Raw genomic sequence first — 26,791 nt, 5'->3', positions numbered from 1 at the left:
ATAACTAACAATTTACAATCAACAATTTAAATAATGATTTACTTAATTACCGGAGGTGAACGTTCCGGAAAAAGCAGCTACGCTCAGACTTTAGCTTTACAGCTTTCAAATGCGCCAATTTATGTCGCTACGGCCAGAAAATGGGATGATGATTTCCAGAACCGAATTGACCGTCATCAACAGGAACGCGACGAACGATGGACCAATATTGAAAAAGAAAAATATTTGAGTGAAATTGACTTTTCAGACAAAACAGCTTTGATTGACTGCGTAACGCTCTGGCTGACCAATTTTTTTGTTGATACCAAAAATGATGTCTCATTATCACTTGAAGAAGCAAAAAGCGAATTTAAAAAAATAGCCAGTCAAGAAAATACTAACCTGATTATTGTAACAAACGAAATTGGAATGGGCGTCCATGCCGATACTCACATTGGCAGAAAATTTACCGAACTGCAAGGCTGGATGAATCAGTTTCTGGCTTCAAATGCAGACGAAGTGGTTTTGATGGTTTCAGGTATTCCGGTTAAAATAAAAGGTTAGGCAAAAATCAATTTCAAAAACAATGGCAATTTCAAAAATCAATATCAATTAATAAACAAATTCCAACATTTTAAATTCCAAATTCCAAAGCTCTGCCTTAACTTTACATAAATTCAAACATCAAGATTATTGCAATTGATTTTTGAAATTGTAATTGATTTTGATTTTGACATTGTAATTGATTTTGACATTGTAATTGATTTTTAAAAATGAGCAATCTGGACGATATACTAAAATCACGTCGTGATACCCGACATTTTACAGCCGATACCGTTCCTGACGAGGTGATTAAAAAAGCTTTGCAGGCCGGACATTGGGCACCTTCTGTAGGATTGACGGATGCCACAAGATATTATATCATCAAATCTGCAGAAGTAAAGAGTGCAGTTAAAAATTTATTTTTGGATTATAATAAAAAGGCCGAAGAACTTACAGATAATCCAGAGCAAAAAGAACATTACAAATCCCTGAAACTGGAAGCGATTGAAGAAGCCCCAATCGGGCTTATCATTGCGTACGACAGATCGGTTCTGAATCAATTTACAATTGGAACTGTTGGAAGCAATGAGGCGGTAAAATTTAGTTCGGTTTGTGCAGCTCAAAATATCTGGCTATCCCTTACAGAGCAAGGATATGGGATGGGATGGGTTTCGATTTTGAATTATTATAAGTTTAAAAAAATACTTAACCTACCTCAAAACATTGAACCTCTGGGGTATTTCTGTATTGGAAAACCTGCAACCAATTACGATAATCAACCGATGTTACAGCAACTGCATTGGAAACAAAAATCTGAAACTCCGGATTGTACAGAAATTAAAAATGTTAATCTAAATCATGTGTCGGATTTTGTTTTAAAACCTCAATCTGAAACTGAAGACGAAACCAATTTCAACATACTGCTGCAGGAAAAAATAGATTCTAAAACCAAACCTGTTGGTGCTTTAGGCACTTTAGAAACTTTGGCTTTTCAGTTAGGGACAGTTTTTAAAACTTTAAATCCAAAAATAAACAATCCTAATATTGTCGTTTTTGCAGCTGATCACGGAATTGCAAATCACGGTGTAAGTGCTTATCCACAGGATGTAACCAGACAAATGGTTGGTAATTTTCTGGAAGGCGGTGCTGCAATTAATGTTTTTTGCAATCAGCATGATATTCAACTTTCAATTGTCGATTCCGGAGTTAATTATGATTTCCCAACAAATGCTAAACTGATCAATGCGAAAATCGCAAAAGGAACCCAATCTTTTTTGCATGCGCCGGCAATGAGTGAAACCGAATTGCAATTGTGTTTTGAAAAAGGAAAATCAGTTGTCGAAACTATTGCCAAAACAGGTTCTAATTGTATTGGTTTTGGTGAAATGGGAATTGGAAACACTTCGACAGCTTCAGTTCTGATGAGCGTTTTAACCGGTTTTCCGATTGAAGAATGTGTTGGAAAAGGAACAGGAGTTATTGATAAAAATTTAATTCAGAAACAAAATCTGCTTAAAAAAGCGATTGAAAATTATTCTGGCCCGGCCGAATTAATGCAGCAGCTCGCCTACTTTGGAGGTTTTGAAATCATACAAATGACAAGCGGAATGTTAACAGCTTTCGGGAACAATATGATTGTTTTGGTTGATGGCTTTATTTGCAGTGTTGCCTTTTTAATTGCTTCAAAAATAAATCCTGATATTTTACAAAATGCTGTTTTCTGCCACTGCTCTGCCGAAAAAGCACATCAAAAATTATTGAATTATCTGCAGGTAAAACCAATTTTAAATTTAGATTTGCGCCTTGGAGAAGGAACAGGCTGTGCTGTTGCTTTTCCTATTCTGAAATCTGCTGAGGCTTTTTTGAATGAAATGGCGAGTTTTGAAAGTGCGGGAGTGAGTAGGAAATAAAAGCAATTGCAAAATTCAATTTCAATCAAAATATAAAAATCAAATCTTTTAATGAAAAAAGAACTACATATTTTCTTTACATGTCTAATGTTTTATAGCCGGATTCCATGTCCGAAAAACATCAGTCACGATCCTGAATATTTAAACAAAGCCACACGATATTTCCCTTTAATTGGCTGGATTGTGGGAAGCATATCATTTGTTGCTTTCTATGTTTCTTCTCTTTTTCTTTCTACAGAAACAGCTGTTATTTTAGCAATCATTACTTCTATACTCACAACAGGCGCCTTTCACGAAGATGGTTTTGCTGATGTCTGCGATGGTTTTGGCGGAGGCTGGACTAAAGAAAAAATCCTCATGATTATGAAAGACAGTTCAATTGGCGCTTATGGTGCGATTGGTTTAGTGCTGCTTTTTTTATTGAAATTCAAATTACTTTCTGAATCTGTTTTACTATTTACAAACGATAGCTCCTATTTTCAAATTTATCTATTGTTTATTTCTGTACACGCATTGAGCCGTCTGGCCGCAATATCCATTATTTTTACTCACGAATATTCACGAGATGATGCTTCAAGCAAAAGCAAACCCATTGCTAAAAGTCATAGTTGGAAAGAGGTTTTCGGTTCGTTTTTCTTCGGATTACTTCCCCTATTGGCACTCTCCTATTTTCAATATAAAATACTTTTAGTTTTAATTCCTGTTTTCCTGACTCGTTATTTTTTAGCTCGTTATTTTCAAAAATGGATTGACGGCTATACCGGTGATTGTCTGGGCGCTACCCAACAAGTTTGCGAAGTGCTTTATTATTTAAGCATTCTTTTTATATGGAAATTTATTTAGTTCGCCATACCGAAACGACCTGCGAAAAAGGAATTTGCTACGGACAATCTGATGTAGATTTAGCGGAGCCTTTTGAGTCTGTTTTCGAAAACATCCTTTCACAACTACCTTCTAAAGCAATAATTTTTTCGAGTCCGTTGAAACGATGTGTGATTTTGGCGAAATACATTCAAAAAAATATAAATACGATTTCTTACCAGGAAGATAATCGCTTGAAAGAAATGCATTTTGGCGATTGGGAAATGAAAACGTGGAATGAAATTCCGCCGGAGCAACTCAATCCATGGATGGAAAATTTTGTTAATATCCGTGCTTCAAACGGAGAATCTTTTGTGGAATTACACGAAAGAACTGGCGATTTCTTATCCGAAATTAAATCAAAAAAGTCCCATTTACCGATTATCATCGTAACGCATGCCGGCATCATCAGAAGCTTTTTGTGCTATCATTCATCACTACCTTTAAAAGATGCTTTTCAGAATAAAGCAGACTTTGGAGAGGTCATCAAAATCAATTTTTAAGGCGTCTTTTCTTTATCAAGTGTTTTAAAAAGTAAAACAAATTTGAATTTTACACTTTTTTAACTTTATCTTTGCACCCGATTAAGGTTGTGTTTTTGATTAAAAAACACATTAAAAGGGAATCAAGTGACTGATTTTAAGTATTTTAAAATCAAATTCTTGAGCTGTACCCGCAACTGTAAGCTTAGTTCTTTTTAAAAGAATGCTTGTTGTTATCTACAAAACCACTGTCACGGCTGCGTGATGGGAAGGTAAACAACAAGACGCAAGCCAGGAGACCTGCCTTATTAACAAATATCGAACTCTCGGGAAAAAGAGTGTAGAAATTATGACTTTTAAAAAACGTTTTGCTTTTTGCTTTTTGCTTTTGTGCCAGATTATTTTGGCGCAGAACGACTCTATTACAAAATTAAAAGAAGTTGTTGTTTCGGATAAAAATTTAAAAAAATACTCAAACTCTCAGTCGGTTTTAAAACTCAATGACTCCATCATCAATAAAAACGAGGCTTTACTGACTGATTTATTAAATTTCAATTCGACACTTTATTTCAAGGAATACGGTCGTGGAATGCTTTCTACGGTTTCTTTTAGAGGAACAACTTCTTCTCAGACAGCTGTAATCTGGAACGGAATCAACATTAATTCACAAATGAACGGAAGTACTGATTTCAATACAATTTCCGGATCCGATTATAATTCTGTGAGTGTAAAAGCAGGTGGTGGAAGCGTAATTTACGGCAGTGGAGCAATTGGCGGAACAGTACATTTAAATAACGATTTGGAATTTTATAATCGTTTTGAGAATAATTTAAAACTGGATTACGGAAGCTTTAATACAATTGGAATCAATTATAAAACCAATATTTCTAATGAAAAATGGAGCGCACAAATTGGTTTTTCCAACAACAGCTCAACCAACGATTACAAATACCTAAATAAATACACATGGAAGGGAGAACAGCGGTGGAATCGAAATGGTGAATACAATATTTTTACGATCAGTGCCAATTTAGGCTACAAACTTAATGCAAAGAACTTTCTTAAGTTATACAGTCAAACATCAAATACAGACCGAAATACTTCTTTAATCACAGAAACTGAAACTCCAAGTAAATACATCAATGGTTTCAATAGAAATTTATTAGAATACGATGGTAGTTTTGGCAAATTCACTGCAAATCTCAAAACAGCATACATATACGAAAACTATCAATATTACGCTGATAATTCAACAAACAATTACACATACGGAAAAACAGAGAGCTTAATTACAAAAGCTGATTTTGGTTATACTCTATTTAAATCAACTCAGATAAATGGGATTCTAGATTATAATAAAACCACAGGGACAGGAAGCGGTTTTGGAACCAATACCCGTGAAATTAGTTCTGCTTCTTTATTACTAAAAGAGGATATTTCTGCCAGCTGGAAAAACGAATTTGGTGTTCGAAAAGAATTCACAGACAATTACAAATCACCGATTTTATTTTCTTTAGGTTCTTCTTATCAGTTTAGCCAATTGTACAATTTGAAATTGAATGTATCACGTAATTTCAGAATCCCGACTTTTAATGATTTGTATTGGGAACCAGGCGGAAATCGCGATTTAAAACCTGAAAGTTCCTATCAGGCCGAAGTTGGAAACATGTTTACATTCAGCAATATTACATTAACCCAGACTTTTTATTACATCAAAATAAAAGACTTATTACAATGGGTTCCGGGCAAAAATGGGATATGGACACCACAAAACACAGACAAAGTAAACAGTTACGGAGCAGAAACTTTATTTAGCTGGAAAAAACAATTTGGTAAAAATATTTTTGCCCTTAATGCTACTTATGCCCATACAATTTCTGAAAATATTGATACTAAAAAACAACTCTTTTTTGTCCCTTTCGATAAAGCTACAGCTGCAGTTGTTTATTCCAGAAATAGAATTTCTGCCAATTATCAGTTTTTATATAATGGTTTTGTTTATACCAGAGCCGACAATGATCCTGATGAAATTATAAACGATTATATGGTATCCAATATTGGAATCGATTATGATTTCAAATTTATGGAATCTTTCAAACTAGGTTTTCAAATACTGAATTTATTTAATGAAGCTTATGAAAGTCTTGAAAACAGACCCATGCCAGGTCGCAATTTTAATATGAATTTAATCTTAAAATTTTAATATATGAAGCTTAGTAAATTATTTTTAATAGCACTTAGTGCATCTATGTTCGTTTCGTGTTCAAACGATGATGAAGATTCAAACGAACCGCAAGGAGTTTATGATAATGGTTTTTTCATCTTAAATGAAGGAAGTGATGTCAAAGGTACAGTTTCTTTTCTAAATAATGACTTAGTTACATTTACAAAAGACGTATATGGATCAAATAACAACGACGATAACCCTGGTGGTTATTTGCAGAACATTTTTTTTAATGGTGATAATGCTTACATCATTTCAGGTAGCTCTAATGTAATTAATGTAGTTAACAGATACACTTTTAAACTAGTAGATAAAATAGAAACCGGCCTTAAAAACCCAAGATATGGTGTTGTAAAAAATGGAAAAGCATATGTAACCAATGCAAATGAATATGCTTGGGGAGGTGCTTGGGATACTGAAGGTAATACAGATGATTTTGTGGCGGTAATTAATTTGAAAACAAATAAAGCAGAAACTCCAATACCATTAAATGGAACAGGGAACAGAATTATAGAAGAGAACGGTAAATTATATATTACCGACCCGAACAATAGTGACAAATTACTGATTGTAAATATTGCTACTAAATCATTAGAAACTCCAGTAACTATTGGATCAAATGCTGATTCTATAGAGGAAGAAGACGGCATTTTGTATATTTTAAGAGGTCCTTCTGGCAACAGAAGTGAAATTGTAAAAGTAAAATTATCAGACAAATCGGTTTCTAAAATTACTTTCCCTGAAACCCTAGATGGAGCTGGTTTTATGGATATCGAAGATGACAAAATTTATTATACTGTCGGAAGTTCAGTTTATGCAATCAATGATAATGCAACAGCGGCTTCAACCACGCCAATTGTTACTTCTCCGGCTGGTTATGTATATGGATTTGCTGTAAATGATAACCGCATTTACATTGCTAATGGAGTTTTCACAAAAGATGGTCAAGCTTATATTTATAATTTAAACGGAACATTGCTAAAAGAATTAACCACAGGCATAGGATCAAACGGTTTTTACTTTAACGATTAAACAAAAAATGCCCTTATAAACAAAAATATGAGGGCATTTTAATAACATATATAGAATGTTAAAAAAATTACTTTATAACCTGTTATTCGTTCCTTCAATAATTTCTTCACAATCATATGCCCCGGCAGCAGGTCAGACCGGCAGTACTGCCATAGCAAAAAGTAGTTCCGTTTTTGTAGGCTGGGCAACAGGGATTACAGTTGTAAGAGGTCCCCAGGATATTGCTATAGCAAACAGCCCTTTGGCTTCTTCCGGAACACCAGCAGACGGAATGAAAGGTGGTACATCAGGATCAGGTGTTGTGTGTCTGGGTGATGGAGGAAGCGCAACCTTAACTTTCGACACTCCAATCGCTAATGGTTCAGGATTTGATTTTGCCGTTTTTGAAAATGGTTTTTCCGATACTTTTTTAGAATTGGCCTTTGTAGAAGTCAGCTCAGATGGTATTAATTTTTTCAGGTTTCCTTCACATAGCGAAACACAAACCACAACTCAAATTGGAGGTTTTGGAGCAGTTGATTGCAGATACATTAATAACCTCGCCGGAAAATACCGTACCGGTTTTGGAACTCCATTTGATTTATCAGACATTCAGGATAATACTCTGTTAGATAAAAACAATATTACATATGTTAAAATAATCGATGTAATTGGTACAATTAATCCTTTGTATGCCTCTTATGACAGTAAAGGAAATATAATCAATGATCCTTACTCGACTGGTTTTGCAGCAGGAGGTTTTGATTTGAATGGCGTGGGCGTGATTAATCAGAAATCAGCAACTTTAGGGGGTAAAGACTTTAATATTGATTCTGTGATGTTATATCCAAATCCTGCTTCAGATATTGTTTATTTAAATACCAACGAAAAAACCAGTATTATCATTTTTGATATAACCGGAAAAATTGTAAAAAATCTCCCTACAGCAAATTACAACGATATTATACTTACTGATATAATTCCCGGAACATACCTGTTTGAGATAACTGCTCAGGATAGAAAAGCGGTTAAAAAAATAATTATCAATTAGTTAATTTTGTTTTTTTTTTAAAATTGTTTTGGAAAAAAAAGGCTTTCAGAAATGAAAGCCTTTTTTATATTTTTACAATTTTAGAAACTCTTTTGGAATACTTTCAAAATACATTTCTTTTCCAAAACGACGCATTGATTTTGAATCTGTAAAATAAGGAAGAACAAGGCCTTTATCAGTTTGAATTCTTTTTGACGTTGAACCTGTGATTTTAGAAATGGCAAGATTCAATAAAGGTTCAGACGCGTCACCTAAAACCCCGTAACTGCTCACACGTTCATCTTGTGCAAAAGTGGGCGGTAATCCTCCTGTATAATCACCAAAGTTAGCAGAATTCGAAATTTTAAAAACCAAAGGCTGCATCGCATATTTGTGTATCGGATTTACTCTTGTTTTAGATAAAGTTTTGGAATCATAAACTGTATAAGATCCAACATTTTTACCTATAGTTGTTTCTCCAACCTGAATTACATTGATATATGGTTTTAAACCATTAATAACTAACTCACTTGCAGAAGCTGTACTTCCTGTTGTTATAACATACACTGTGTTTAATTTTAAACTATTTATTGCCTTTCCGTCAAACGATGATACAAATCTGTTATTTAATGACTCTAATTGTGAACTGCTTAAACCATTCATCTGTTTGGCATTATATTGTGTTTTTGCAAAAATATCATCTGGGAATTGTCCTGTAATCATACTTGCTAATCTAATCGAAGAACGAACTGAACCTCCTGGGTTATATCTTAAATCCAGAACTAAATCAGTAACTCCTTCAGTTTTCAGTTTGCCAAAAGCCTGATTTAGTTCATTATCATATTCAGCATAAAAACCATTATACATTAAATATCCTATTTTATGGCTTCCCGAAGTTATTATTTTATTGATTAAAATTGGATTTTCTTCTAAAACCGTTTTTGTTAACACTACAGATTTACCGTTTAACTCAAAAGTACTACCATTATAATTGGCTAAATTTAAGGTATAACTATCAGACTCAGAATTTAAAAGTAATGATCTATAATTTGATTCTGTAAGTGGTATTCCATTCACACTGGTAAATAAATCACCTCGTTTAATATCTTTCTTTGAAGCATCAGAGTTAGGAATAATATAACGTATATAGCCTACTAAATCATTTGATCCTTCTGCTTGCCTTCCTAATCCAAAATCAATACCACTATTTTTTGTAATACCATTTAATTCTTGTTCTAAAACGGTATAGTCATCTACAATCCAGCTAAAACGATCGATAGCACCTCCATTAGGGTACTTGCTTTTAGGTTTATTTAGCAAATCTTGAAATAAGTCTTCTGGCGTTGAATAGCCTTCCAAAAACGAATTTAAATCCTCCTGACCCGTAAAACGATTGTCGGCCAAATTAGGAACATCGGCTTGCCATAAATAAACTTTATTCAATCCTCTCCATATAAAATTATTTATTTGCAGATCTTTTGGAGTAGCAACATCATCTTTATCGTCACAAGATTGAAGGCTAAATGCAATCAAAAGAAAGTAAACGAGACTTCTTAATGTTTTTTTCATAAAATAGGGGTTTCAATATAGTATAAACGTAAAAATAGTACCTTTAGTTTTAACTATATAAATGTACAGGTTTTTTTACAACATTTTTTTAACTTGTCTTGTAACAAAAATAATACTGTCTCGTCTTGAATATATAAGCTAACCAAATCTTTGATTTATGAAATGAATATGATCATAAACAGATCAAAGACAAATTGAAATATGTTAATCTATATTACCGGCCAAAAATCAATAAAAAACCACAAATGAACCAAGTTGTATTTATAGAATTAATAAATCCTTTTAAAGACAAAGTTTTTCGTCTGGCAAAAAGATTATTGACAAGCACTGAAGAGGCTGAAGATGCAACTCAGGAAGTTATGGTAAAATTATGGAACAAAAAAGACAATTTAAACGCGTACAATAATGTCGAGGCTGTAGCGATGACAATGACTAAAAATTATTGTCTGGATCAATTAAAATCTAAAAGAGCAGATAATCTTAAAATTGTACATAATAATTTTACGGATCGCGAACCTCAATTAGACAAAAAATTAGAAGACTCGGATAGTTTAGAATGGGTAGAAAAAATAATAAGCCAGTTGCCTGAACAGCTTCAAATACTAATTCAGCTCCGCGATGTTGAACAATATGAATTCGATGAAATCGCAAAAATTGTTAACATGAATGAAACAGCTATAAGAGTAGCACTTTCAAGAGCGAGAAAAAAAATAAGAGAATCAATGATTAACACACACCGTTATGGAATTAAATAAAATAGAAAATATATTAGAAAAATACTTTCAGGGAGAAACAAGTATTGCTGAAGAAAATGAATTACGAGACTATTTTTCCTCATCAAATGTTGCGCAGCATTTGGAGCAATACCAACCAATTTTCAGTTATTTCTCCCAGGTAAAACAACAAAAATCGACGCATGAACTCGAGAACCTCGATCAAACAGACAAAGCAATTCCGCTACAAACTAAAAAACAAAATGTGGGGTGGTTATCAATTGCAGCTTCTGTTATTGTTTTACTAGGAATTGGAACCTATTTTTATACAAGCGAAAAAACCACAACTCCGGTTGTTGCGCAATCAGAATTAGGAACCTATGACAATCCTGAAAAAGCCTTTGCCGAAACACAAAAAGCTTTGGCTCTATTGTCAAATAATGTTAATGTAGGTATTGAAAGTGTACAATACATTAAAGAATACGAACAATCAAAAAATAAAATTTTTAAACAATAATTAATTAAACAGATATGAAAAATTTCATCATAACAGTAATTTTGGCCTTTTTTACACATGCTTTTTATGCACAAAATGCATTTGATAAATTTGACGGGCAGGACGACGTAACATCAGTAATTGTCAATAAAAAAATGTTTGACATAATGAGTAAGGTAAAAGTAGATCCATCTGATAAAGAAACTCAACAATACATGAATCTTATTAAAAAGCTTGACAATTTAAAAGTGTTTACTACAAAAAACTCAAAAATTGAAGCCGATATGAAGCTTTCTGCTGATAAATATATCAAAACAGCAAATTTAGAAGAATTGATGCGCATAAATGATAACGGGAAAAACGTGAAAATATATGTTAAATCAGGCGCTACTGATACTAAAATCAAAGAATTATTCATGTTTATCGATGGTGCAAAAAATGAAGACACCGTTTTATTATCCTTGACAGGAAACTTTGATTTAAATGAAATTGCTGTCCTGACAGACAAAATGAAATTACCGGGCGGTACAGACTTAAAAAAAGCCTCTAAAGGCAAAAAATAAGATGAAAGTTGGTATTTTTATCCCGGCACTTTTAGCATTGCTAACTTTAATAAGTTGTAATTCTGAACCTTCATTACAAAAATACTTTGTAGAAAATACAGAGAATAAGGATTTTATTGCATTGGATGTTTCTCCAAGCATTCTAAACCTAGAAAAAACTAAATTATCACCAGAGCAAAACGAAGCCTTAAAGTCCTTCGACAAGATGAATATTCTCGCTTTCAAAGCCAATGATAAAAATCAGGCACAATTTGAAACAGAGCGGGCAAAAGTCAAAGCGATTTTAAAAAATACCAAATATCAGGAGTTAATGAAAGTTGGTTCCGGTAAAGATGGCGCCTCAATAAGCTATGTTGGCACTGATGAAAACATCGAAGAATTTATAATTTTTGCCAACAGAAAAGAAAATGGTTTTGCTGTTGTTCGTGTTTTAGGAAAGAATATGAATCCAAATAACATTATAACTTTAATATCGGTTTTGAAAGAATCAAAAATTGATATGGAACAATTAAAACCATTACAGGAATTGGTTAAATAATCCACCTTAGGTTTCAACAAAAAGCTCCAGAATTGGAGCTTTTTTTGTTACATATATTTGAAAGATTATACGTTGTAATTTAGTTCGGTTTTTATTTTAATGTGTGCTGAATTTAATTATATTTGTTAATAACCAAAACTAGATTATTAAACATGGTACAAAAAACATCAAATGCCTTTATAGCGGCATCTTGGGTAGCTCTTGGGGCTGGAACAATTGGATTTATAGTTGGATTAGCAAGAGCCGAAATGCTGTTAAATGAAAAAGGATATTATTTCACCGTTCTAATGTTCGGATTATTTGCAGTAGTTTCATTGCAGAAAAGTGTTAGGGACCGACTTGAAAATCTTCCTGTAACTGATATTTATTATGGGATTTGCTGGTTTGGAACACTTTTATCAATTGTACTTTTAGTTGTTGGACTTTGGAATGCAACTATTTTACCAAGTGAAAAAGGATTTTATGCTTTTGCTTTTTTACTAGCGTTGTTTGGCGCTATTTCTGTTCAAAAAAACACAAGAGATAATATGTCATTTAGCCAAAACGAATAAAAAATTAATATTTTTATTAAATGCAAAAAAGCCTCAAAATTTTAGATTTTGAGGCTTTTTTTATTGAATCTATTATTTACTCAAATACATTTTTCTTCTTGAATACAATTCATAGAATTGGTCATCTTTTAAATCATCAATAAACAAGATGCTCTCTCCTGTTGATTTCATCTCAGGCCCTAATGCTTTATTTACATTTTGGAATTTACTGAAAGAGAATACCGGCTGTTTGATAGCATATCCTTTTAATTGTGGATTAAAATCAAAATCAGTTACTTTATTGTGACCTAACATTACTTTTGTTGCGTAGTTTACATAAGGCTCTCCGTAGGCTTTTGCAATAAACGGTACTGTTCTGGATGCTCTCGGATTTGCTTCAATAATATAAACTGTATCGTCTTTTATTGCAAACTGAATATTGATCAAACCAACTGTTTTTAAAGCTCTCGCAATTTTATAAGTATGATCTTTTATCTGCTGCATCACGAACTCTCCTAAGTTGAAAGGAGGTAATGTAGCGTTACTATCTCCAGAGTGAACTCCGCAAGGTTCAATATGCTCCATAATTCCGATGATATACACATTACCATCAGCATCACAAATTGCATCAGCTTCTGCTTCAATTGCTCCGGCTAAATAATGATCTAAAAGCAATTTATTTCCTGGAATTGTTTTCAATAAGTTGATAACGTGCTCTTCGAGTTCTTTTTTATTGATAACGATTTTCATTCCCTGACCTCCTAATACATAAGAAGGACGAATCAATAATGGAAAATCAAGAGTATCTGCAAGAGCAGAAGCTTCATCAGCCGTTTCAGCAATTCCGAATTGTGGGAAAGGAATATGTAATTCCCTCAATAAGTCTGAGAAACGCCCCCTATCTTCAGCTAAATCAAGTGCATCAAAACTGGTTCCGATGATTTTCACTCCGTATTTAGATAATTTTTCAGCTAATTTTAAAGCTGTTTGTCCGCCTAACTGAACAATAACACCTTCCGGTTTTTCATGCTGAATGATGTCGTAAATATGTTCCCAGAAAACAGGTTCAAAGTATAATTTATCCGCTGTATCAAAATCAGTCGAAACTGTTTCCGGATTACAGTTAATCATAATGGTTTCGTATCCACATTCTTTTGCTGCTAAAACGCCGTGTACACAAGAATAATCAAACTCAATTCCTTGTCCAATTCTGTTTGGTCCTGAACCAAGAACGATGATTTTCTTTTTATCGGTAACAATACTTTCGTTATCTACATAACGCTCCCCGTTTGCTTTTTCGATCTCAGCCTCAAAAGTCGAGTAGTAGTAAGGTGTTTGTGCTTTAAACTCAGCCGCACAAGTATCAACCAGTTTAAACACACGGTTGATATTCTGATCCATACGCAAAGTATGTACTTCACTTTCTAAGCAATTTACCATGTGAGCAATTTGTCTGTCGGCAAAACCTTTTTGTTTCGCTTCAAGCAACAGTTCTTTTGGAAGATTTGAAACTTTATAGTTTGAAATTTCTTTCTCTAAAGTATAAAGCTCTTCATATTGTTTTAAGAACCACATATCAATTTTTGTGATTTCATGAATACGGCTCAACGGAATTCCCATTGCAATCGCATCATAAATTACAAAAACACGATCCCAGCTTGCAAAAGTCAGTTTCTCGATAATTTGTTCGTAATTGGTGTAGCCTTTTCCGTCAGCTCCTAACCCATTTCTTTTGATTTCTAATGATTGAGTAGCTTTGTGTAATGCTTCCTGAAATGAACGCCCAATTCCCATTACTTCCCCAACGGATTTCATTTGAAGTCCCAGAGTTCTGTCTGCGCCTTCAAATTTATCGAAGTTCCAACGAGGTATTTTTACAATTACATAATCTAAAGTCGGCTCGAATAAAGCTGAAGTTGATTTTGTAATTTGATTTTGTAGTTCATCTAAATTGTAACCTAAGGCCAGTTTAGAAGCAATTTTAGCAATCGGATATCCGGTTGCTTTTGATGCTAAAGCAGAAGAACGAGAAACACGAGGATTAATCTCAATCGCTACAATATCTTCTTTATCATCAGGAGAAACTGCAAATTGCACATTACATCCTCCGGCAAAATTTCCGATACTACGCATCATTAAGATAGCGTAATCACGTAATTTTTGGAAAGTGGTATCAGATAAAGTCATTGCAGGAGCAACGGTAATCGAATCTCCGGTATGGATTCCCATTGGATCCATATTTTCAATCGAACAAATAATTACAACGTTGTCATTTTTATCTCTCAATAGTTCTAACTCATACTCTTTCCATCCTAATAAAGCTTTGTCAATTAACACTTCATGAATTGGTGACATTTCTAATCCGTAGGTTAGTTTTTCGTCAAACTCTTCTTTGCTGTGTACAAAAGCTGCTCCTGTTCCACCCAATGTAAACGAAGGACGAATTACTAATGGAAACCCAAACTCCTGAGCAATTTCTTTTCCTTCAAGGAAAGAAGTAGCGGTTTTAGCAGGCGCAGTAGGTACATTTATTTTTTGAAGCAGTTGCTTGAATTGCTCTCTGTCTTCGGTAATATTGATGGCGTTTACGTCAACACCAATTAATTTTACTCCAAAATCCTGCCAGATTCCTTTTTCGTCAGCTTCAAGACACAAGTTTAGAGCCGTTTGTCCACCCATTGTAGGTAAAACAGCATCAATTTGTGGATGTTCCTTCAGAATTTCAATAATCGATTTTGTAGTTAATGGTTTCAAATAAATATGATCGGCCATAGATGGGTCGGTCATAATAGTCGCTGGATTTGAGTTTATCAAGATAACTTCAATTCCTTCTTCACGAATAGAACGTGCAGATTGAGATCCTGCATAATCGAATTCGCAAGCTTGACCAATAACAATAGGTCCTGAACCTATTATTAAAACTGATTTTATTGATGTGTCTTTAGGCATTTTATTTGTATTGTGTAGTTATATTTTATTTAAATCTGCAGTAGTTTGTTAAAAACCAGAATTTTAACCTCTTTATTTACTGACAAGGTATAAAAAAAGGCGGTACTAAAAAAAGTAACGCCTTATTTATGTTTACAGAAACATTATTTTTTGTGTCTAGGCTCGCTAGAAACAGTTAATTTATGTCTTCCTTTAGCTCTTCTGCGCGCTAGAACTTTTCTTCCATTCGCAGAAGCCATTCTGTCCATAAATCCGTGCTTATTTCTTCTTTTTCTTTTCGATGGTTGAAACGTTCTTTTGCTCATTGCTTTGTATCTTTAAAATAGTATCTAATATCTCTTTTTTGTTTTTGAATATCCTTATTCCAAAACCGAGTGCAAATATACAAAGACTTTTTTTTCTGGCAAGTACTTTAATAAAAATATTTTTAATTCATTTTACTATATTTGCAATCACAAATATACACCTATTATGTTTCATAAAAATATTAAACTTATTTTAGCCGGACTTCTTGTAGTCGCTGGCGTTTGGCAATTTACAGAAAGTAATATCGGAAATGGAATCTTCCTTATTTTACTGACTGCAATTCCTGTTTTCCTTTACTTCAAAAACGAATTTATCCTATTAGCTTTCCTTAAATTGAGAAAACAAGACTTCGAGGGCGCTAAAAAATGGTTAGCATACATTAAAAATCCTGAAACGGCTTTAGTAAGAAAGCAGCAGGGATACTTTAATTATCTTCACGGAATCATGTTGTCGCAGACAAATATTAATCAGGCTGAGAAACACTTTAAAAAAGCAATCGAATTAGGCTTGTCTATGGATATGGATTTAGCCGTAGCAAAATTAAACCTAGCCGGAGTTGCCATGTCACGCCGTAGAAAACTTGAAGCTACCAATTTATTAAATGAAGCTAAGAAACTAGACAAACAGGGAATGCTAAAAGAGCAAATCACAATGATGAAAGAGCAAATGAAGAAAATTTAGATTCTTTAAAATCACAATATTTAAAATCCCAAATTCAATTCAGGTATTTGGGATTTTTTTTTGTTTTAGAATTTCAGTCAGGAATTTAATTTGAAGCTATTTCCTGCTGTCCTTCCAATCTTTTGTGCCGAACCCCGGCACAAAAGGATTTTCCCTCCCATCAGGGCTAGGCAATCATTTTCATAAGAAGTTTACGTTTATCTGTAGTGCCAGTCTGAGCGAAGTCTAAGCCCTTTTTGAGAACGAAAGCCTTCGACTTCGCTCAGGGTGACAATAGTAATAACCGCTATTTTATCCCTCCAATATAATAGACGGCAAATTCTCATTCAGCCATTTGTATTTATTCAGAATCATAATATGAGTCCCTCCTTTTACAACAATACAACTATTGATATATTTTATAGGAAAAACATCATCCTGATCGCCGTGAATATGAATTACTTTTTCATCAATCTCATTCCGGTTCCAACATATAACAGATTCTACAGCCCATTGCAGGTAATTCAAATCTCTAACAGCAAGAAACTTTTCATACAACTTAATGCGCTTATTGATTTTTTCACCAAAAGAAAACTTAGCCAGATTCTCTATATTCAAAATCAACTTCATCGGAATCAGCTTGTACGCTTTTGTGGCCTTACCAATTTTCATTCTCCTTGGAAACTCCAAACTGCTTCTCACACTCGAAATAATAATCACTTTTCGGACTTCGATATGTTTTGCCATTTCCTGAACCAGAATTCCACCAAAAGAAACACCAATTAAAACAGGATTTTCATGTTTAATTTTTTTTGTAATTCGAAGCGCATAATCAGATAACGATTCTTTTAACTGAGGAATTTCCCATTCCAGCAAACAAACTTCAAAAATAACTTCATCTAATTGGATTCTTTCAAAAATGGCCGGACTAGCAGCCAAACCGGGCATAAAATAAACAGGAATTTTACTCATCGCTAGAAAAGGAATTTAATTACAAAAGCTAAAATTACTTTTTTTACCAATATACACAGCAAGTCTTACGCTTTAAATTGAATATCAAAATAAACAAAAACATAAAATCATTTCTAAGTTAACTTTAGAGCAGTCATTAAAAAATAATTTTATATTGAAAATCAAATGATTAACTTTACAGTCCAAATCATTCGTGTTTACTATTTTCCTATGATTTTTTTTAAACCGAATCATCACCCTAAATCTATATTATATTTTTAAACCTGCTAAAAAATGATAAATTATGGAACCTATTGAAACTATTATGGCGGTCAAAGACAACTCTTTTGCAAGACAATTTGAAACCATAGTTCCGGAAGGAATGCTTTCAGTTGAATATTCATTTCAGGAGAAAAAGATTTTCCTAACAAAAATAAATACTCCGGAAGATTTTAAAAATCAACTCCTAATAGACACATTACTTAAAAACATCATGGAGATTGTCATTGAAAAAAAAATGAAAGTAATGCCAATTCATCCAAAAATTGTATTATTCATTAAAAAAAATCCGGAATACAAAGAATTACTTCCACCTGGAATTCGAATTTAGAATTACATTTCAAAGAAAAAGAGCTGCTCAATTGAACAGCTCTTTTTCTTTCTTACTTCTCCTAAATCAGGAATTATTTCTCAATCTCCCTCATAGAATCCATTTTTTTATGTGCCAGAAAACCTGCCACATCTTCAAAATGTTCTTTCACACGTTTATTTCCAAATTCAAAAACTTTAGTTGCCAATCCGTCAAGGAAATCACGATCATGAGAAACCAGAATCAGTGTTCCGTCAAAATCACGCAAAGCATCCTTTATAATATCTTTGGTTTTCATATCCAGATGATTCGAAGGCTCATCCAGAATCAACAAGTTTACCGGCTCAAGCAATAATTTGATCATTGCCAAACGGGTTTTTTCTCCACCCGAAAGCACTTTTACTTTTTTGGTAATGTCATCCCCCTGAAACATAAACGCCCCTAATATATTTTTAATCTGCGTACGAATATCTCCGACCGCAATAGCATCAATAGTTTCAAAAATTGTTGCATTTTCATCTAACAAAGAAGCCTGATTCTGAGCAAAATAACCAATTTGCGAGTTATGACCAATTTCTACACTTCCTTCATCAATACCAATTTCCTTCATAATGGCTTTGATCATAGTTGATTTTCCTTCACCATTCTTTCCAACAAAAGCAACTTTCTGACCGCGTTCGATTACAATATTAGCATCTTTAAAAACGACATGATCGCCGTAAGATTTAGAAAGATCTTTTACCACAACAGGATATTGTCCTGAACGTGCAGCCGGCGGAAATTTTAATTTTAGCGCAGAATTATCAACCTCATCAACCTGAACAATAACTAATTTTTCCAACATCTTAACACGCGACTGAACCGCATCTGTTTTAGAAAACGTTCCTTTAAAACGATCAATAAACGCCCTGTTATCCGCAATCATTTTTTGCTGTTCGTCGTATGCTTTTTGCTGATGAACGCGACGGTCTTTTCTCAACTCTAAATAATGAGAATATTTGGCTTTATAATCGTAAATTCTTCCCATCGTCACTTCAATGGTACGATTTGTAATATTATCTACAAAAGCTCTATCATGGGAAATCACCACAACTGCTTTAGCCTGATTAATTAAAAACTCCTCTAACCACTGAATACTTTCAATATCCATATGATTGGTAGGCTCATCCAGCAAAATCAAATCAGGTTTTTGTAGTAAAATTTTAGCCAATTCAATACGCATTCGCCATCCTCCTGAAAACTCAGAAGTTTGCCTTGCGAAATCCTCACGTTCAAAACCTAAACCAACTAAAATTTTCTCAACTTCAGCCTCATAATTTACCTCTTCAATTGCATAATACTTCTCACTTAAATCCGAAACCCTTTCGATCAGCTTCATGTAAGCATCACTTTCATAATCGGTACGAACAGTTAATTGTTCGTTGATCTCATCAATTTCTGCTTTCATTCTAAAAACTTCCCCAAAAGCTTTTGATGCTTCTTCCATAACAGTCGCTCCATCCTGTGTCAGCAAATGCTGAGGCAAATAAGCTACAACAGCATCTTTTGGCGTAGAAATACTACCGGTAGAAGGCTTACTTTGACCTGCAATTATTTTTAAAAGTGTCGATTTCCCCGCACCATTTTTACCCATAAGGGCAATTTTATCGTTTTCATTGATAGCAAAAGAAACATCGCTAAATAATGTAGTTCCACCAAACTGAACCGAAATATCGTTAACTGTAATCATTTAGATTTTTAGATTTTAGACTGCTTAGATCATCAGACGTCTTAGCAAGTATTTTTTTGAAGGTGCAAAGATAGATTTAATTAGAGAATTTGACAATTAGATAATTAGATAATTCTACTTAAAACGAAAAGCTTTTAAACAAAAAAAACTCCACCAAGCATTAAACTTTGCGGAGCAATATTTTCAATTATCTAATTGACTAATTATATAATTGACACATTAATCTTTTCTCCATTTTTTGGTTTCCTCAAAAACATGTTCTAAGATGGCAGCTTCTGTTTCGTCAAATTCGATATTTCTTCTTCCCATTACCAATTTAGCAGTTTCAAAAGCTTTCTTGGTAATATAAGTCGTAAAGCCGGCAGATCCACCCCATGAAAAGCTCGGGACGAAATTTCTAGGAAAACCAGAACCAAAAATATTAGCACTCACTCCTACTACCGTTCCGGTGTTAAACATCGTATTGATACCGCATTTACTGTGATCCCCCATCATCAAACCGCAAAACTGAAGCCCTGTTTTTTCAAAACCTTCTGTTTCATAGCTCCATAATTTAACTTCTTCATAGTTATTTTTCAGATTCGAATTATTACTATCTGCACCAATATTACACCATTCACCCAAAACAGAATCACCTAAAAATCCGTCATGACCTTTATTTGAATTAGCAAAAAGAACAGCACTCTTCACCTCTCCGCCTATCCTTGACCCCGGACCAACGGTTGTAGGCCCGTAAACTTTTGCATTTAGTTTCACCTGGGCATTTTCGCATAAAGCAAAAGGACCACGAATTACGGTTCCTTCCATGATTTCAGCATTCTTACCTATATATATAGGACCAGTCGATGCATTCAGGGTAACAAATTCTAATTTAGCTCCCTCTTCAATAAAAATATTTTCTGGCGCAATAACATTTACACTTTTCGGAATTGGTTGTGATTTTCTGTCTTCTGTCAAATATGCAAAATCAGCACGAATAGCAGCATCATTTTTTGAGAAAATATCCCAGGTATGCTCAACTGTTAAACAATCATCGTTGTACTGAATAATTTCATACAAATCAAAATCAACTTCTTCCTGATTTTCAGTCGTAAAAAAAGCAATCACATCCTCACCTTTAAAAATGGCCTGATTTTCCTTTAAATCAGAAACAATTTCGACAAGTGTATCATTTGGTAAATACGCAGCATTTATCATAACATTCTCTTCCATTTCCACCATCGGAAATTTAGCAGATAAATAATCTTCGGTAATTGTTGTAATAGTAGAACCTAAACGAGCCTCCCACTTTTGACGAATCGTCATGATTCCGATTAGAATATCAGCCACGGGCCTTGTAAAAGTAAAAGGTAATAAAGCATTTCGAACGGGCCCATCAAAAAGAATGTAGTTCATAAATAATAAATTTGGCGCTTGTTAAAATCTTGATTTGGTTATCAGGTTCAAAGTTACAAATATTTTATTTGTATCAGTAAACATGTTTTTCAGCGAAATAAACAGCCTTTTTCTATTCAAAATTCAGAACCAAATTTAGTTCCTAAGCCGCTCTTCAATAGCGGGTTGTTTAAAATATTGAATCAATTCTAATGAGTAAATTACACTTGTAATTTACCATTTTCCATCTCTTTTTATGAGATTTAAATACTTGCTGCCCCAATTTGTCATTTTGCCATCTGCCCAAAAACTGTAATCCATTATTACAGAAGCTACAGTTCCATATTCGATAACTTTAATATTATCAAACTTATCTTCAGTAGATTGGTGCCTGAACAAACTTCTCATAAAACCTTTATACGATCCGGAGAAATAATTACTACCTGCTTTTACCTTCCCTTTTGCTTCAATTTCTTTGGCCTGAGTCCGATCTTTATAGCCTGCGCACCAGGTTACATTTCCATCATTAAATAAACCATAAAACACAACAAAATCTTTTACAATGACACTTTTCGAATAGTCGTCAATCATGGCAAATATTATTTTTTTATCGTCTGTTTTTTACTGCCCATAAAATAGCAAGATTACCAAAAGCAAAATCGCCGTTATTTTAAATTTTTCCATTTCTGTTTTATTTAAAGGTTATCTTCTTTTTTGAAATTTGAAATTTTATTGCTGATAATTTTATACTCAATAGTAAGCACTTCATAACCGTAAGCATCAGCTTTCATTTCTTCGATTGCTGAATAACTTACCGGATAAACATTTCCAAGTAGCTCTGACAGCAAATTATGCAAAGCCTCTATATATTTTGCCTTGTCATCTTTGAGGTTGATTGAGCCTGAAATTTTGATCGTCAAAAAGAAACTGTTCTTTTTTAATTCAGCTAAAGATTCTGAATTTACAAACCATAAACAATCCGAAATAAAAGATACGGTTACAACTGTAACTTCAGGCTTTTTATGCAGTATTTGATTTGTGAGACTACTAATCGTTTTCACGAGTTCTTTTACTAAAGCAGGATTTTCTTTACCGCTGACTTTAAGATCAATTGCTAGCATACTTCAAATATTTATTGATTACTGAAGTACAAAACTCAATCTAAAAACACACTTATTTATTGATGTATGTTAAGAGTTTAATGCGGCTTAACGATTCCGGTTTTATTCCTAAATAAGAAGCAATATGGTATTGCGAAATTTCCTGTTCGATTCCGGGATAGGCTTTACAAAGGGGCTCAAACCTTTCTGTTGCAGAGTTTTTCAAAAATGAAGTTTCGCGTTTGCATTTTTTAATAAAGAAAACATCCGAGATATATTTTGCTAATTTCAAAAAACGGACATCCTCTTCAATCAACGCATTAAATTATTTATAAGTAATACAAATGATTCCTGTATCAGCCAAAGCTTCAATATTGCAATTTGTTGGATTCCGGGTTAGATAACTTGTATAGGCCGTAACCAGACTATTCTGCAGATAAAAATCATTATTGAATTCTACACTATCATTTTGAACATAAGACCTAAGTTTCCCGGAAACAACAAATCCTATGAATTCACAAACAGTTCCTTCCTGAATCAGAAATTCTTTTTTCTTTAAGGTTTTAATTTTAGTTAAGCTAATGAACTTTTCAAGATGGTGTATTTCCAGTCCGAGTTTATTAATAAAAATATCTTTTAGAAAATCCATTGCTTTTTAATTAAGATGAATTCTTTTCAAAGATAAAGATTAATTTTTTGAGGAATTTAAAAAATCACCGCATAAAAAAAGCCTCCCGGACTGGAAGGCTTTTGTATAGTTTAAAACAGCTATTATTTTTTAGCGTGTTTTGCATATTTAGTTTTGAACTTGTCAATACGTCCTGCAGTATCAATAAGTTTAGATTTACCAGTATAAAAAGGGTGAGATGTTCTTGAAATCTCCATTTTTACAACAGGATACTCAACTCCGTCAACTTCAATTGTTTCTCTTGTATCTGCAGTAGATTTAGTAATAAAAACGTCATCATTTGACATGTCTTTAAATGCAACTAATCTGTAATTTTCCGGGTGGATTCCTTTTTTCATCTTTTCTTTTTATTTATTGTTTCAGAGCACTTTTATTTTGAAGCTTTTTCATGGCTAGAAAAAGGTGTAAACAAAGGATACTCTTTCTTGTTTAAAACTTTTAATTATTTTGAGTTTGCAAATTTACAATTCTTTTTTAATATACAAATCTTTAGCCCACTTTTTTTTAGTTAAATTCAAAAAGCTTTTTTTTAACTTTGATTATATTCGGAATTGCTATATTTGTGGATTATTTTTAAAACATATAAATATGATTAATGAAGTTATAAAAAAGAATGGAATTACATTTGGTTTAATCATAGGAATTGTTGCTTGTTTATCGCAAACTTTTGTATACATCGGTGGATCAGCTGTTTATAAAAGCTCCATCTTTGGCATAATCGTTTGGTTGTTATATTGGGTAATTAGAATATTTCAGGCAATTACAACTAAAAAAAAATTAGGTAATATAATTACTTTTAAAGATTCTTTCACCACCTTATTAATATCAACAAGTATTGGAATATTTATATCGATAACGTTTAATTATATTTTATACAACTTCATAGCTCCTGAATTTAAACCTGAAATAAATAATTTCATGAACTCTAAACAATTAGAGATTTTTAAAGCTATGGGTAAAACTTCATCAGAACTAAATGAATTATTAAAAAACGACAATTTCTCTATCGGAAACCTTATTAAAGGAGGTCTTTTTTCAATAGTTGTAAGTTCTATTTTTAACTTGATTATATCAGCAATTATCAAATCTAAACCATTACAACAATAGTGAATTTATCTATACTTATACCACTTCTAAACGAGGAGGAATCACTGAAAGAGCTCTACTCATGGATTATTAAAGTGATGCAGTCTAACAATTATTCTTATGAAATCATTTTTGTGGATGATGGCAGTACAGATGATTCGTGGAACATTATTGAAAGCTTTTCTAACGAAAATCCGAATGTAAAAGGAATTCGTTTTATGAAAAACTTTGGAAAATCTCAGGCACTACATGCTGGTTTTGCAAAAGCACAAGGTGATGTTATTATTACTATGGATGCCGATTTACAAGATAGTCCTGATGAAATTCCGGGACTATACGAAATGATCACTACTCAGAAATATGATTTGGTTTCTGGCTGGAAAAAGAAACGATACGACTCTGTTGTAGCCAAAAACCTTCCCTCTAAATTGTTTAACTGGGCAGCAAGAAAAACTTCCGGAGTTGAATTGAATGATTTTAACTGTGGATTAAAGGCTTATAAAAATGCCGTCGTAAAAAACGTTGAAGTTTCGGGCGAAATGCACAGATACATTCCGGTTTTGGCGAAAAATGCCGGATTTAACAAAATTGGCGAAAAAGTCGTAATTCACCAAGCCAGAAAATACGGCGAAACAAAATTTGGAATGGAGCGTTTCGTTAACGGATTCCTTGATTTGATTACGATTTGGTTTTTGTCACGATTCGGAAAAAGACCTATGCATTTGTTTGGCGCAATTGGCTCTTTAATGTTTATCATCGGATTTTTATTAGCCGGTTATATAGGCATCTCTAAATTATACCATATGTATAATGGAATGAAATATAGTTTAATTACCAGTAATCCCTGGTTTTTTATTGCGCTGACAACAATGATTTTAGGAACGCAGTTATTTTTGGCAGGTTTTCTGGGAGAAATTATTTTGCGAACTAAAAACAACGAATCACGTTATAAAATAGCACGGGAAGTTAATTTTTAACCTGAAGTCATAGCCCTGATGGGAACGGCATCCTTTTGTGGTTCCGTTTGTAACGGGATCACAAAAAATATAGTGTGCAGCAGGATTAGCTCCTAAAAAAAATTATCTTTAATTTAAACATTAAAAAAAATTACATGAATATAGCTCCTAACATATTGAATGCTGTAAACGAATGGCTAACACCTACGTTTGATAAAGAAACACAAGCTTCCGTTAAGGAATTAATGACAACATCGCCGAAAGAACTTGAGGAAAGTTTTTATAAAAACCTGGAATTTGGAACTGGAGGAATGCGTGGTGTTATGGGGGTTGGAAACAACCGAATCAATAAATATACTCTTGGAAAAAACACGCAGGGACTTTCAGATTATTTGCTTACAGTTTTTCCAAATCAGCCTATAAAAGTAGTAATTGCTTATGACTGTCGTCATAACAGTAATACTCTGGCCAAAGTTGTTGCCGATGTTTTTTCTGCAAACGGAATTCAGGTTTATTTGTTTTCAGATTTACGACCTACTCCTGAGTTGTCTTTTGCCCTTAAGTATTTAGGCTGTCAATGCGGAATCGTTCTTACTGCTTCGCACAATCCACCGGAATATAATGGATATAAAGTATATTGGGAAGATGGCGGACAAATTGTTCCCCCAGAAGATACTGCTATCATTAGCGTTATTGAAAGTTTAGATTATGACAAAATCAAATTCAACGCAAACGAAAGCCTGATTCAGTATATCGATACCGAAATCGACAAAGCTTTTGTAAAATCATCTATCGAAAATGCCAGTTTTAATACTCCGGCTACTGCCAAAGAGAATTTACAAATTGTTTTTACCTCTTTGCACGGAACTTCTATAAAATCAGTACCTGATACTTTATCACAAGCAGGCTACACAAATGTTCATATTGTTCCTGAACAAGCGATTCCTGATGGAAATTTCCCTACTGTAAAATCTCCAAATCCGGAAGAACCCGAAGCATTAACTATGGCTTTGGCATTGGCAGACAAAACCAATTCGGATATTGTAGTCGGAACAGATCCCGATTGTGATCGTTTAGGTGTTGCTGTTAGAAATAACGATGGAAAAATGATTTTGCTTAACGGAAACCAGACTATGGTTTTGATGACTTCTTTCCTTTTGAAACAATGGAAAAAAGCAGGCAAAATTAACGGAAAACAATTTGTGGGATCCACTATTGTTTCGACTCCGATGATTATGGAACTGGCAACTAATTATGGCGTAGAATGTAAAGTTGGTCTGACTGGCTTTAAATGGATTGCCAAAATGATTAAAGACTTTCCCGAACTTCAATTTATTGGTGGCGGAGAAGAAAGTTTTGGTTTTATGGTTGGAGATGCTGTTAGGGATAAAGATGCTGTTGCAGCTACTTTATTAATATGTGAAGTTGCCGCTCAGGCAAAAGCTGCAGGAAGTAGTGTTTATAAAGAACTTTTACAGCTTTATGTTGAAAATGGATTCTACAAGGAATATTTGGTTTCTTTAACCAAAAAAGGAATTGAAGGCTTAGAAGAAATTAATCAGATGATGATTAATTTAAGAGAAAATCCATTGAAAGAAATCAACGGGCAAAGAGTAATCATGGTTGAAGATTATCAATCATCTGTTGCTTTGAATTTATTGAGTGGTGAAGAATCTGTAATGGAGATGCCAAAATCAAACGTTTTGATTTATTATACCGAAGATGGCTCTAAAATCTGTGCAAGACCAAGCGGAACAGAACCAAAAATTAAATTCTATATCAGTGTGAATGCACAAATTGAATCGGTTTTGGATTTTGATGAAGCAGAAAAATTCTTAGATCAAAAAATACAAAATATCATTGCAGACATGCAATTGAATTAATAAATTATATACATTTTTTTCAAAACCCGATATGTTTAAACAAGCTATCGGGTTTTAATGGTAAAAAACAC

28 protein-coding genes and 1 riboswitch are annotated in these 26,791 nt (G+C 33.5%); of the genes, 17 read left to right on the top strand and 11 right to left on the bottom strand.

Annotation, left to right across the window (positions count from 1 at the left end; genetic code table 11):
- Positions 1-33 precede the first annotated feature (33 nt).
- From cobU to FLACHUCJ7_RS12680, 7 genes are all read left to right on the top strand, one after another.
- A complete protein-coding gene (gene cobU / locus FLACHUCJ7_RS12710; RefSeq protein ID WP_180909142.1) occupies positions 34-543 on the top strand; it encodes a bifunctional adenosylcobinamide kinase/adenosylcobinamide-phosphate guanylyltransferase in 510 nt (169 codons plus the stop codon).
- Between the two features lie 209 nt (positions 544-752).
- Positions 753-2,432: a nicotinate-nucleotide--dimethylbenzimidazole phosphoribosyltransferase gene (cobT, locus tag FLACHUCJ7_RS12705; RefSeq protein WP_180909141.1), complete on the top strand. Its 1,680-nt coding sequence runs from the start codon at positions 753-755 to the stop codon at positions 2,430-2,432.
- Between the two features lie 51 nt (positions 2,433-2,483).
- Positions 2,484-3,275 (top strand): adenosylcobinamide-GDP ribazoletransferase, encoded by a 792-nt coding sequence (locus FLACHUCJ7_RS12700; protein ID WP_180909140.1) that lies wholly within the window; start codon positions 2,484-2,486, stop codon positions 3,273-3,275.
- Positions 3,260-3,796: an alpha-ribazole phosphatase gene (gene cobC, locus FLACHUCJ7_RS12695; RefSeq protein WP_078225935.1), complete on the top strand. Its 537-nt coding sequence runs from the start codon at positions 3,260-3,262 to the stop codon at positions 3,794-3,796. Before FLACHUCJ7_RS12700 ends, cobC begins: the two co-directional genes overlap by 16 nt.
- A 67-nt stretch (positions 3,797-3,863) precedes the next feature.
- A riboswitch (cobalamin riboswitch) is annotated at positions 3,864-4,097 on the top strand.
- Between the two features lie 27 nt (positions 4,098-4,124).
- Positions 4,125-5,978 carry a TonB-dependent receptor plug domain-containing protein gene (locus FLACHUCJ7_RS12690; protein WP_180909139.1) on the top strand — a complete coding sequence of 618 codons (1,854 nt, stop codon included), beginning with the start codon at positions 4,125-4,127 and terminating at the stop codon, positions 5,976-5,978.
- Positions 5,979-5,981: 3 nt separating this feature from the next.
- Positions 5,982-7,031 carry a YncE family protein gene (locus tag FLACHUCJ7_RS12685; protein WP_180909138.1) on the top strand — a complete coding sequence of 350 codons (1,050 nt, stop codon included), beginning with the start codon at positions 5,982-5,984 and terminating at the stop codon, positions 7,029-7,031.
- 55 nt (positions 7,032-7,086) lie between these two features.
- Positions 7,087-8,061: a T9SS type A sorting domain-containing protein gene (locus FLACHUCJ7_RS12680; protein WP_180909137.1), complete on the top strand. Its 975-nt coding sequence runs from the start codon at positions 7,087-7,089 to the stop codon at positions 8,059-8,061.
- 72 nt (positions 8,062-8,133) lie between these two features.
- On the opposite strand, the gene FLACHUCJ7_RS12675 is transcribed toward FLACHUCJ7_RS12680, so the two are convergent.
- Positions 8,134-9,609: a S41 family peptidase gene (locus tag FLACHUCJ7_RS12675; protein WP_180909136.1), complete on the bottom strand. Its 1,476-nt coding sequence runs from the start codon at positions 9,607-9,609 to the stop codon at positions 8,134-8,136.
- A 245-nt stretch (positions 9,610-9,854) separates the two neighbouring features.
- On the opposite strand from FLACHUCJ7_RS12675, the gene FLACHUCJ7_RS12670 reads away from it, so the two are divergent.
- From FLACHUCJ7_RS12670 to yiaA, 5 genes are all read left to right on the top strand, one after another.
- Positions 9,855-10,364 carry an RNA polymerase sigma factor gene (locus FLACHUCJ7_RS12670; RefSeq protein WP_078225931.1) on the top strand — a complete coding sequence of 170 codons (510 nt, stop codon included), beginning with the start codon at positions 9,855-9,857 and terminating at the stop codon, positions 10,362-10,364.
- Entirely contained in the window at positions 10,351-10,839 is a 489-nt protein-coding gene (locus FLACHUCJ7_RS12665) for a hypothetical protein (protein WP_078225930.1), read from the top strand. Before FLACHUCJ7_RS12670 ends, FLACHUCJ7_RS12665 begins: the two co-directional genes overlap by 14 nt.
- A gap of 14 nt (positions 10,840-10,853) precedes the next feature.
- The gene (locus FLACHUCJ7_RS12660) at positions 10,854-11,381 is read left to right on the top strand and encodes a DUF4252 domain-containing protein (protein ID WP_078225929.1); all 528 of its coding nucleotides are present in this window, start codon (positions 10,854-10,856) and stop codon (positions 11,379-11,381) included.
- 1 nt (position 11,382) lies between these two features.
- Positions 11,383-11,919 (top strand): DUF4252 domain-containing protein, encoded by a 537-nt coding sequence (locus FLACHUCJ7_RS12655; RefSeq protein WP_078225928.1) that lies wholly within the window; start codon positions 11,383-11,385, stop codon positions 11,917-11,919.
- A gap of 152 nt (positions 11,920-12,071) precedes the next feature.
- Positions 12,072-12,470, top strand: coding sequence for an inner membrane protein YiaA (yiaA, locus tag FLACHUCJ7_RS12650; protein ID WP_031457584.1), 399 nt, complete (start codon positions 12,072-12,074; stop codon positions 12,468-12,470).
- A gap of 72 nt (positions 12,471-12,542) precedes the next feature.
- On the opposite strand, the gene carB is transcribed toward yiaA, so the two are convergent.
- Both carB and rpmH read right to left on the bottom strand, forming a co-directional pair.
- Positions 12,543-15,398 (bottom strand): carbamoyl-phosphate synthase large subunit, encoded by a 2,856-nt coding sequence (gene carB, locus FLACHUCJ7_RS12645; protein ID WP_180909135.1) that lies wholly within the window; start codon positions 15,396-15,398, stop codon positions 12,543-12,545.
- A 143-nt stretch (positions 15,399-15,541) separates the two neighbouring features.
- On the bottom strand, positions 15,542-15,703 hold the full coding sequence (gene rpmH, locus FLACHUCJ7_RS12640) for a 50S ribosomal protein L34 (protein ID WP_008464848.1): 162 nt from the start codon (positions 15,701-15,703) through the stop codon (positions 15,542-15,544).
- A gap of 166 nt (positions 15,704-15,869) precedes the next feature.
- Between rpmH and FLACHUCJ7_RS12635 the strand changes: the two genes are divergently transcribed.
- On the top strand, positions 15,870-16,385 hold the full coding sequence (locus FLACHUCJ7_RS12635) for a hypothetical protein (protein ID WP_031457582.1): 516 nt from the start codon (positions 15,870-15,872) through the stop codon (positions 16,383-16,385).
- A 291-nt stretch (positions 16,386-16,676) separates the two neighbouring features.
- Here FLACHUCJ7_RS12635 and FLACHUCJ7_RS12630 read toward each other — a convergent pair whose 3' ends face one another.
- Positions 16,677-17,336 carry an alpha/beta hydrolase family protein gene (locus FLACHUCJ7_RS12630; RefSeq protein WP_180909134.1) on the bottom strand — a complete coding sequence of 220 codons (660 nt, stop codon included), beginning with the start codon at positions 17,334-17,336 and terminating at the stop codon, positions 16,677-16,679.
- Positions 17,337-17,619: 283 nt separating this feature from the next.
- Between FLACHUCJ7_RS12630 and FLACHUCJ7_RS12625 the strand changes: the two genes are divergently transcribed.
- Positions 17,620-17,925 carry a GNAT family N-acetyltransferase gene (locus FLACHUCJ7_RS12625; RefSeq protein ID WP_230408819.1) on the top strand — a complete coding sequence of 102 codons (306 nt, stop codon included), beginning with the start codon at positions 17,620-17,622 and terminating at the stop codon, positions 17,923-17,925.
- Positions 17,926-17,998: 73 nt separating this feature from the next.
- On the opposite strand, the gene FLACHUCJ7_RS12620 is transcribed toward FLACHUCJ7_RS12625, so the two are convergent.
- The 7 genes from FLACHUCJ7_RS12620 to FLACHUCJ7_RS12590 all read right to left on the bottom strand — a co-directional run bounded on the left by FLACHUCJ7_RS12620 (position 17,999) and on the right by FLACHUCJ7_RS12590 (position 23,133).
- Positions 17,999-19,633 (bottom strand): ABC-F family ATP-binding cassette domain-containing protein, encoded by a 1,635-nt coding sequence (locus tag FLACHUCJ7_RS12620; RefSeq protein WP_078225925.1) that lies wholly within the window; start codon positions 19,631-19,633, stop codon positions 17,999-18,001.
- 219 nt (positions 19,634-19,852) lie between these two features.
- Complete coding sequence (locus tag FLACHUCJ7_RS12615; protein WP_180909133.1) at positions 19,853-21,028, bottom strand: GlmU family protein; 1,176 nt, start codon at positions 21,026-21,028, stop codon at positions 19,853-19,855.
- A 213-nt stretch (positions 21,029-21,241) separates the two neighbouring features.
- On the bottom strand, positions 21,242-21,598 hold the full coding sequence (locus FLACHUCJ7_RS12610) for a hypothetical protein (RefSeq protein WP_180909132.1): 357 nt from the start codon (positions 21,596-21,598) through the stop codon (positions 21,242-21,244).
- Positions 21,599-21,702: 104 nt separating this feature from the next.
- Complete coding sequence (locus FLACHUCJ7_RS12605; protein ID WP_180909131.1) at positions 21,703-22,128, bottom strand: tautomerase family protein; 426 nt, start codon at positions 22,126-22,128, stop codon at positions 21,703-21,705.
- Between the two features lie 52 nt (positions 22,129-22,180).
- Positions 22,181-22,333, bottom strand: coding sequence for a hypothetical protein (locus FLACHUCJ7_RS12600; protein ID WP_219634091.1), 153 nt, complete (start codon positions 22,331-22,333; stop codon positions 22,181-22,183).
- 99 nt (positions 22,334-22,432) lie between these two features.
- Positions 22,433-22,756, bottom strand: coding sequence for a cyclic nucleotide-binding domain-containing protein (locus FLACHUCJ7_RS12595; RefSeq protein WP_219634090.1), 324 nt, complete (start codon positions 22,754-22,756; stop codon positions 22,433-22,435).
- A 122-nt stretch (positions 22,757-22,878) separates the two neighbouring features.
- Positions 22,879-23,133 carry a type B 50S ribosomal protein L31 gene (locus tag FLACHUCJ7_RS12590; protein WP_031456968.1) on the bottom strand — a complete coding sequence of 85 codons (255 nt, stop codon included), beginning with the start codon at positions 23,131-23,133 and terminating at the stop codon, positions 22,879-22,881.
- Positions 23,134-23,383: 250 nt separating this feature from the next.
- Between FLACHUCJ7_RS12590 and FLACHUCJ7_RS12585 the strand changes: the two genes are divergently transcribed.
- The 3 genes from FLACHUCJ7_RS12585 (at position 23,384) to FLACHUCJ7_RS12575 (ending at position 26,720) form a co-directional block, all read left to right on the top strand.
- Positions 23,384-23,902 carry a DUF4199 domain-containing protein gene (locus tag FLACHUCJ7_RS12585; protein WP_180909130.1) on the top strand — a complete coding sequence of 173 codons (519 nt, stop codon included), beginning with the start codon at positions 23,384-23,386 and terminating at the stop codon, positions 23,900-23,902.
- A complete protein-coding gene (locus FLACHUCJ7_RS12580; RefSeq protein WP_078225920.1) occupies positions 23,902-24,858 on the top strand; it encodes a glycosyltransferase family 2 protein in 957 nt (318 codons plus the stop codon). The genes FLACHUCJ7_RS12585 and FLACHUCJ7_RS12580 overlap by 1 nt, the downstream gene beginning before the upstream one ends.
- Before the next feature lie 134 nt (positions 24,859-24,992).
- On the top strand, positions 24,993-26,720 hold the full coding sequence (locus FLACHUCJ7_RS12575) for a phospho-sugar mutase (protein WP_180909129.1): 1,728 nt from the start codon (positions 24,993-24,995) through the stop codon (positions 26,718-26,720).
- Positions 26,721-26,791: the final 71 nt, after the last annotated feature.

This window comes from Flavobacterium salmonis, from assembly GCF_903819435.1.
Classification (GTDB): Bacteria; Bacteroidota; Bacteroidia; order Flavobacteriales; family Flavobacteriaceae; genus Flavobacterium; species Flavobacterium chungangense.
This window is presented reverse-complemented; position numbering and strand designations above follow the sequence as displayed.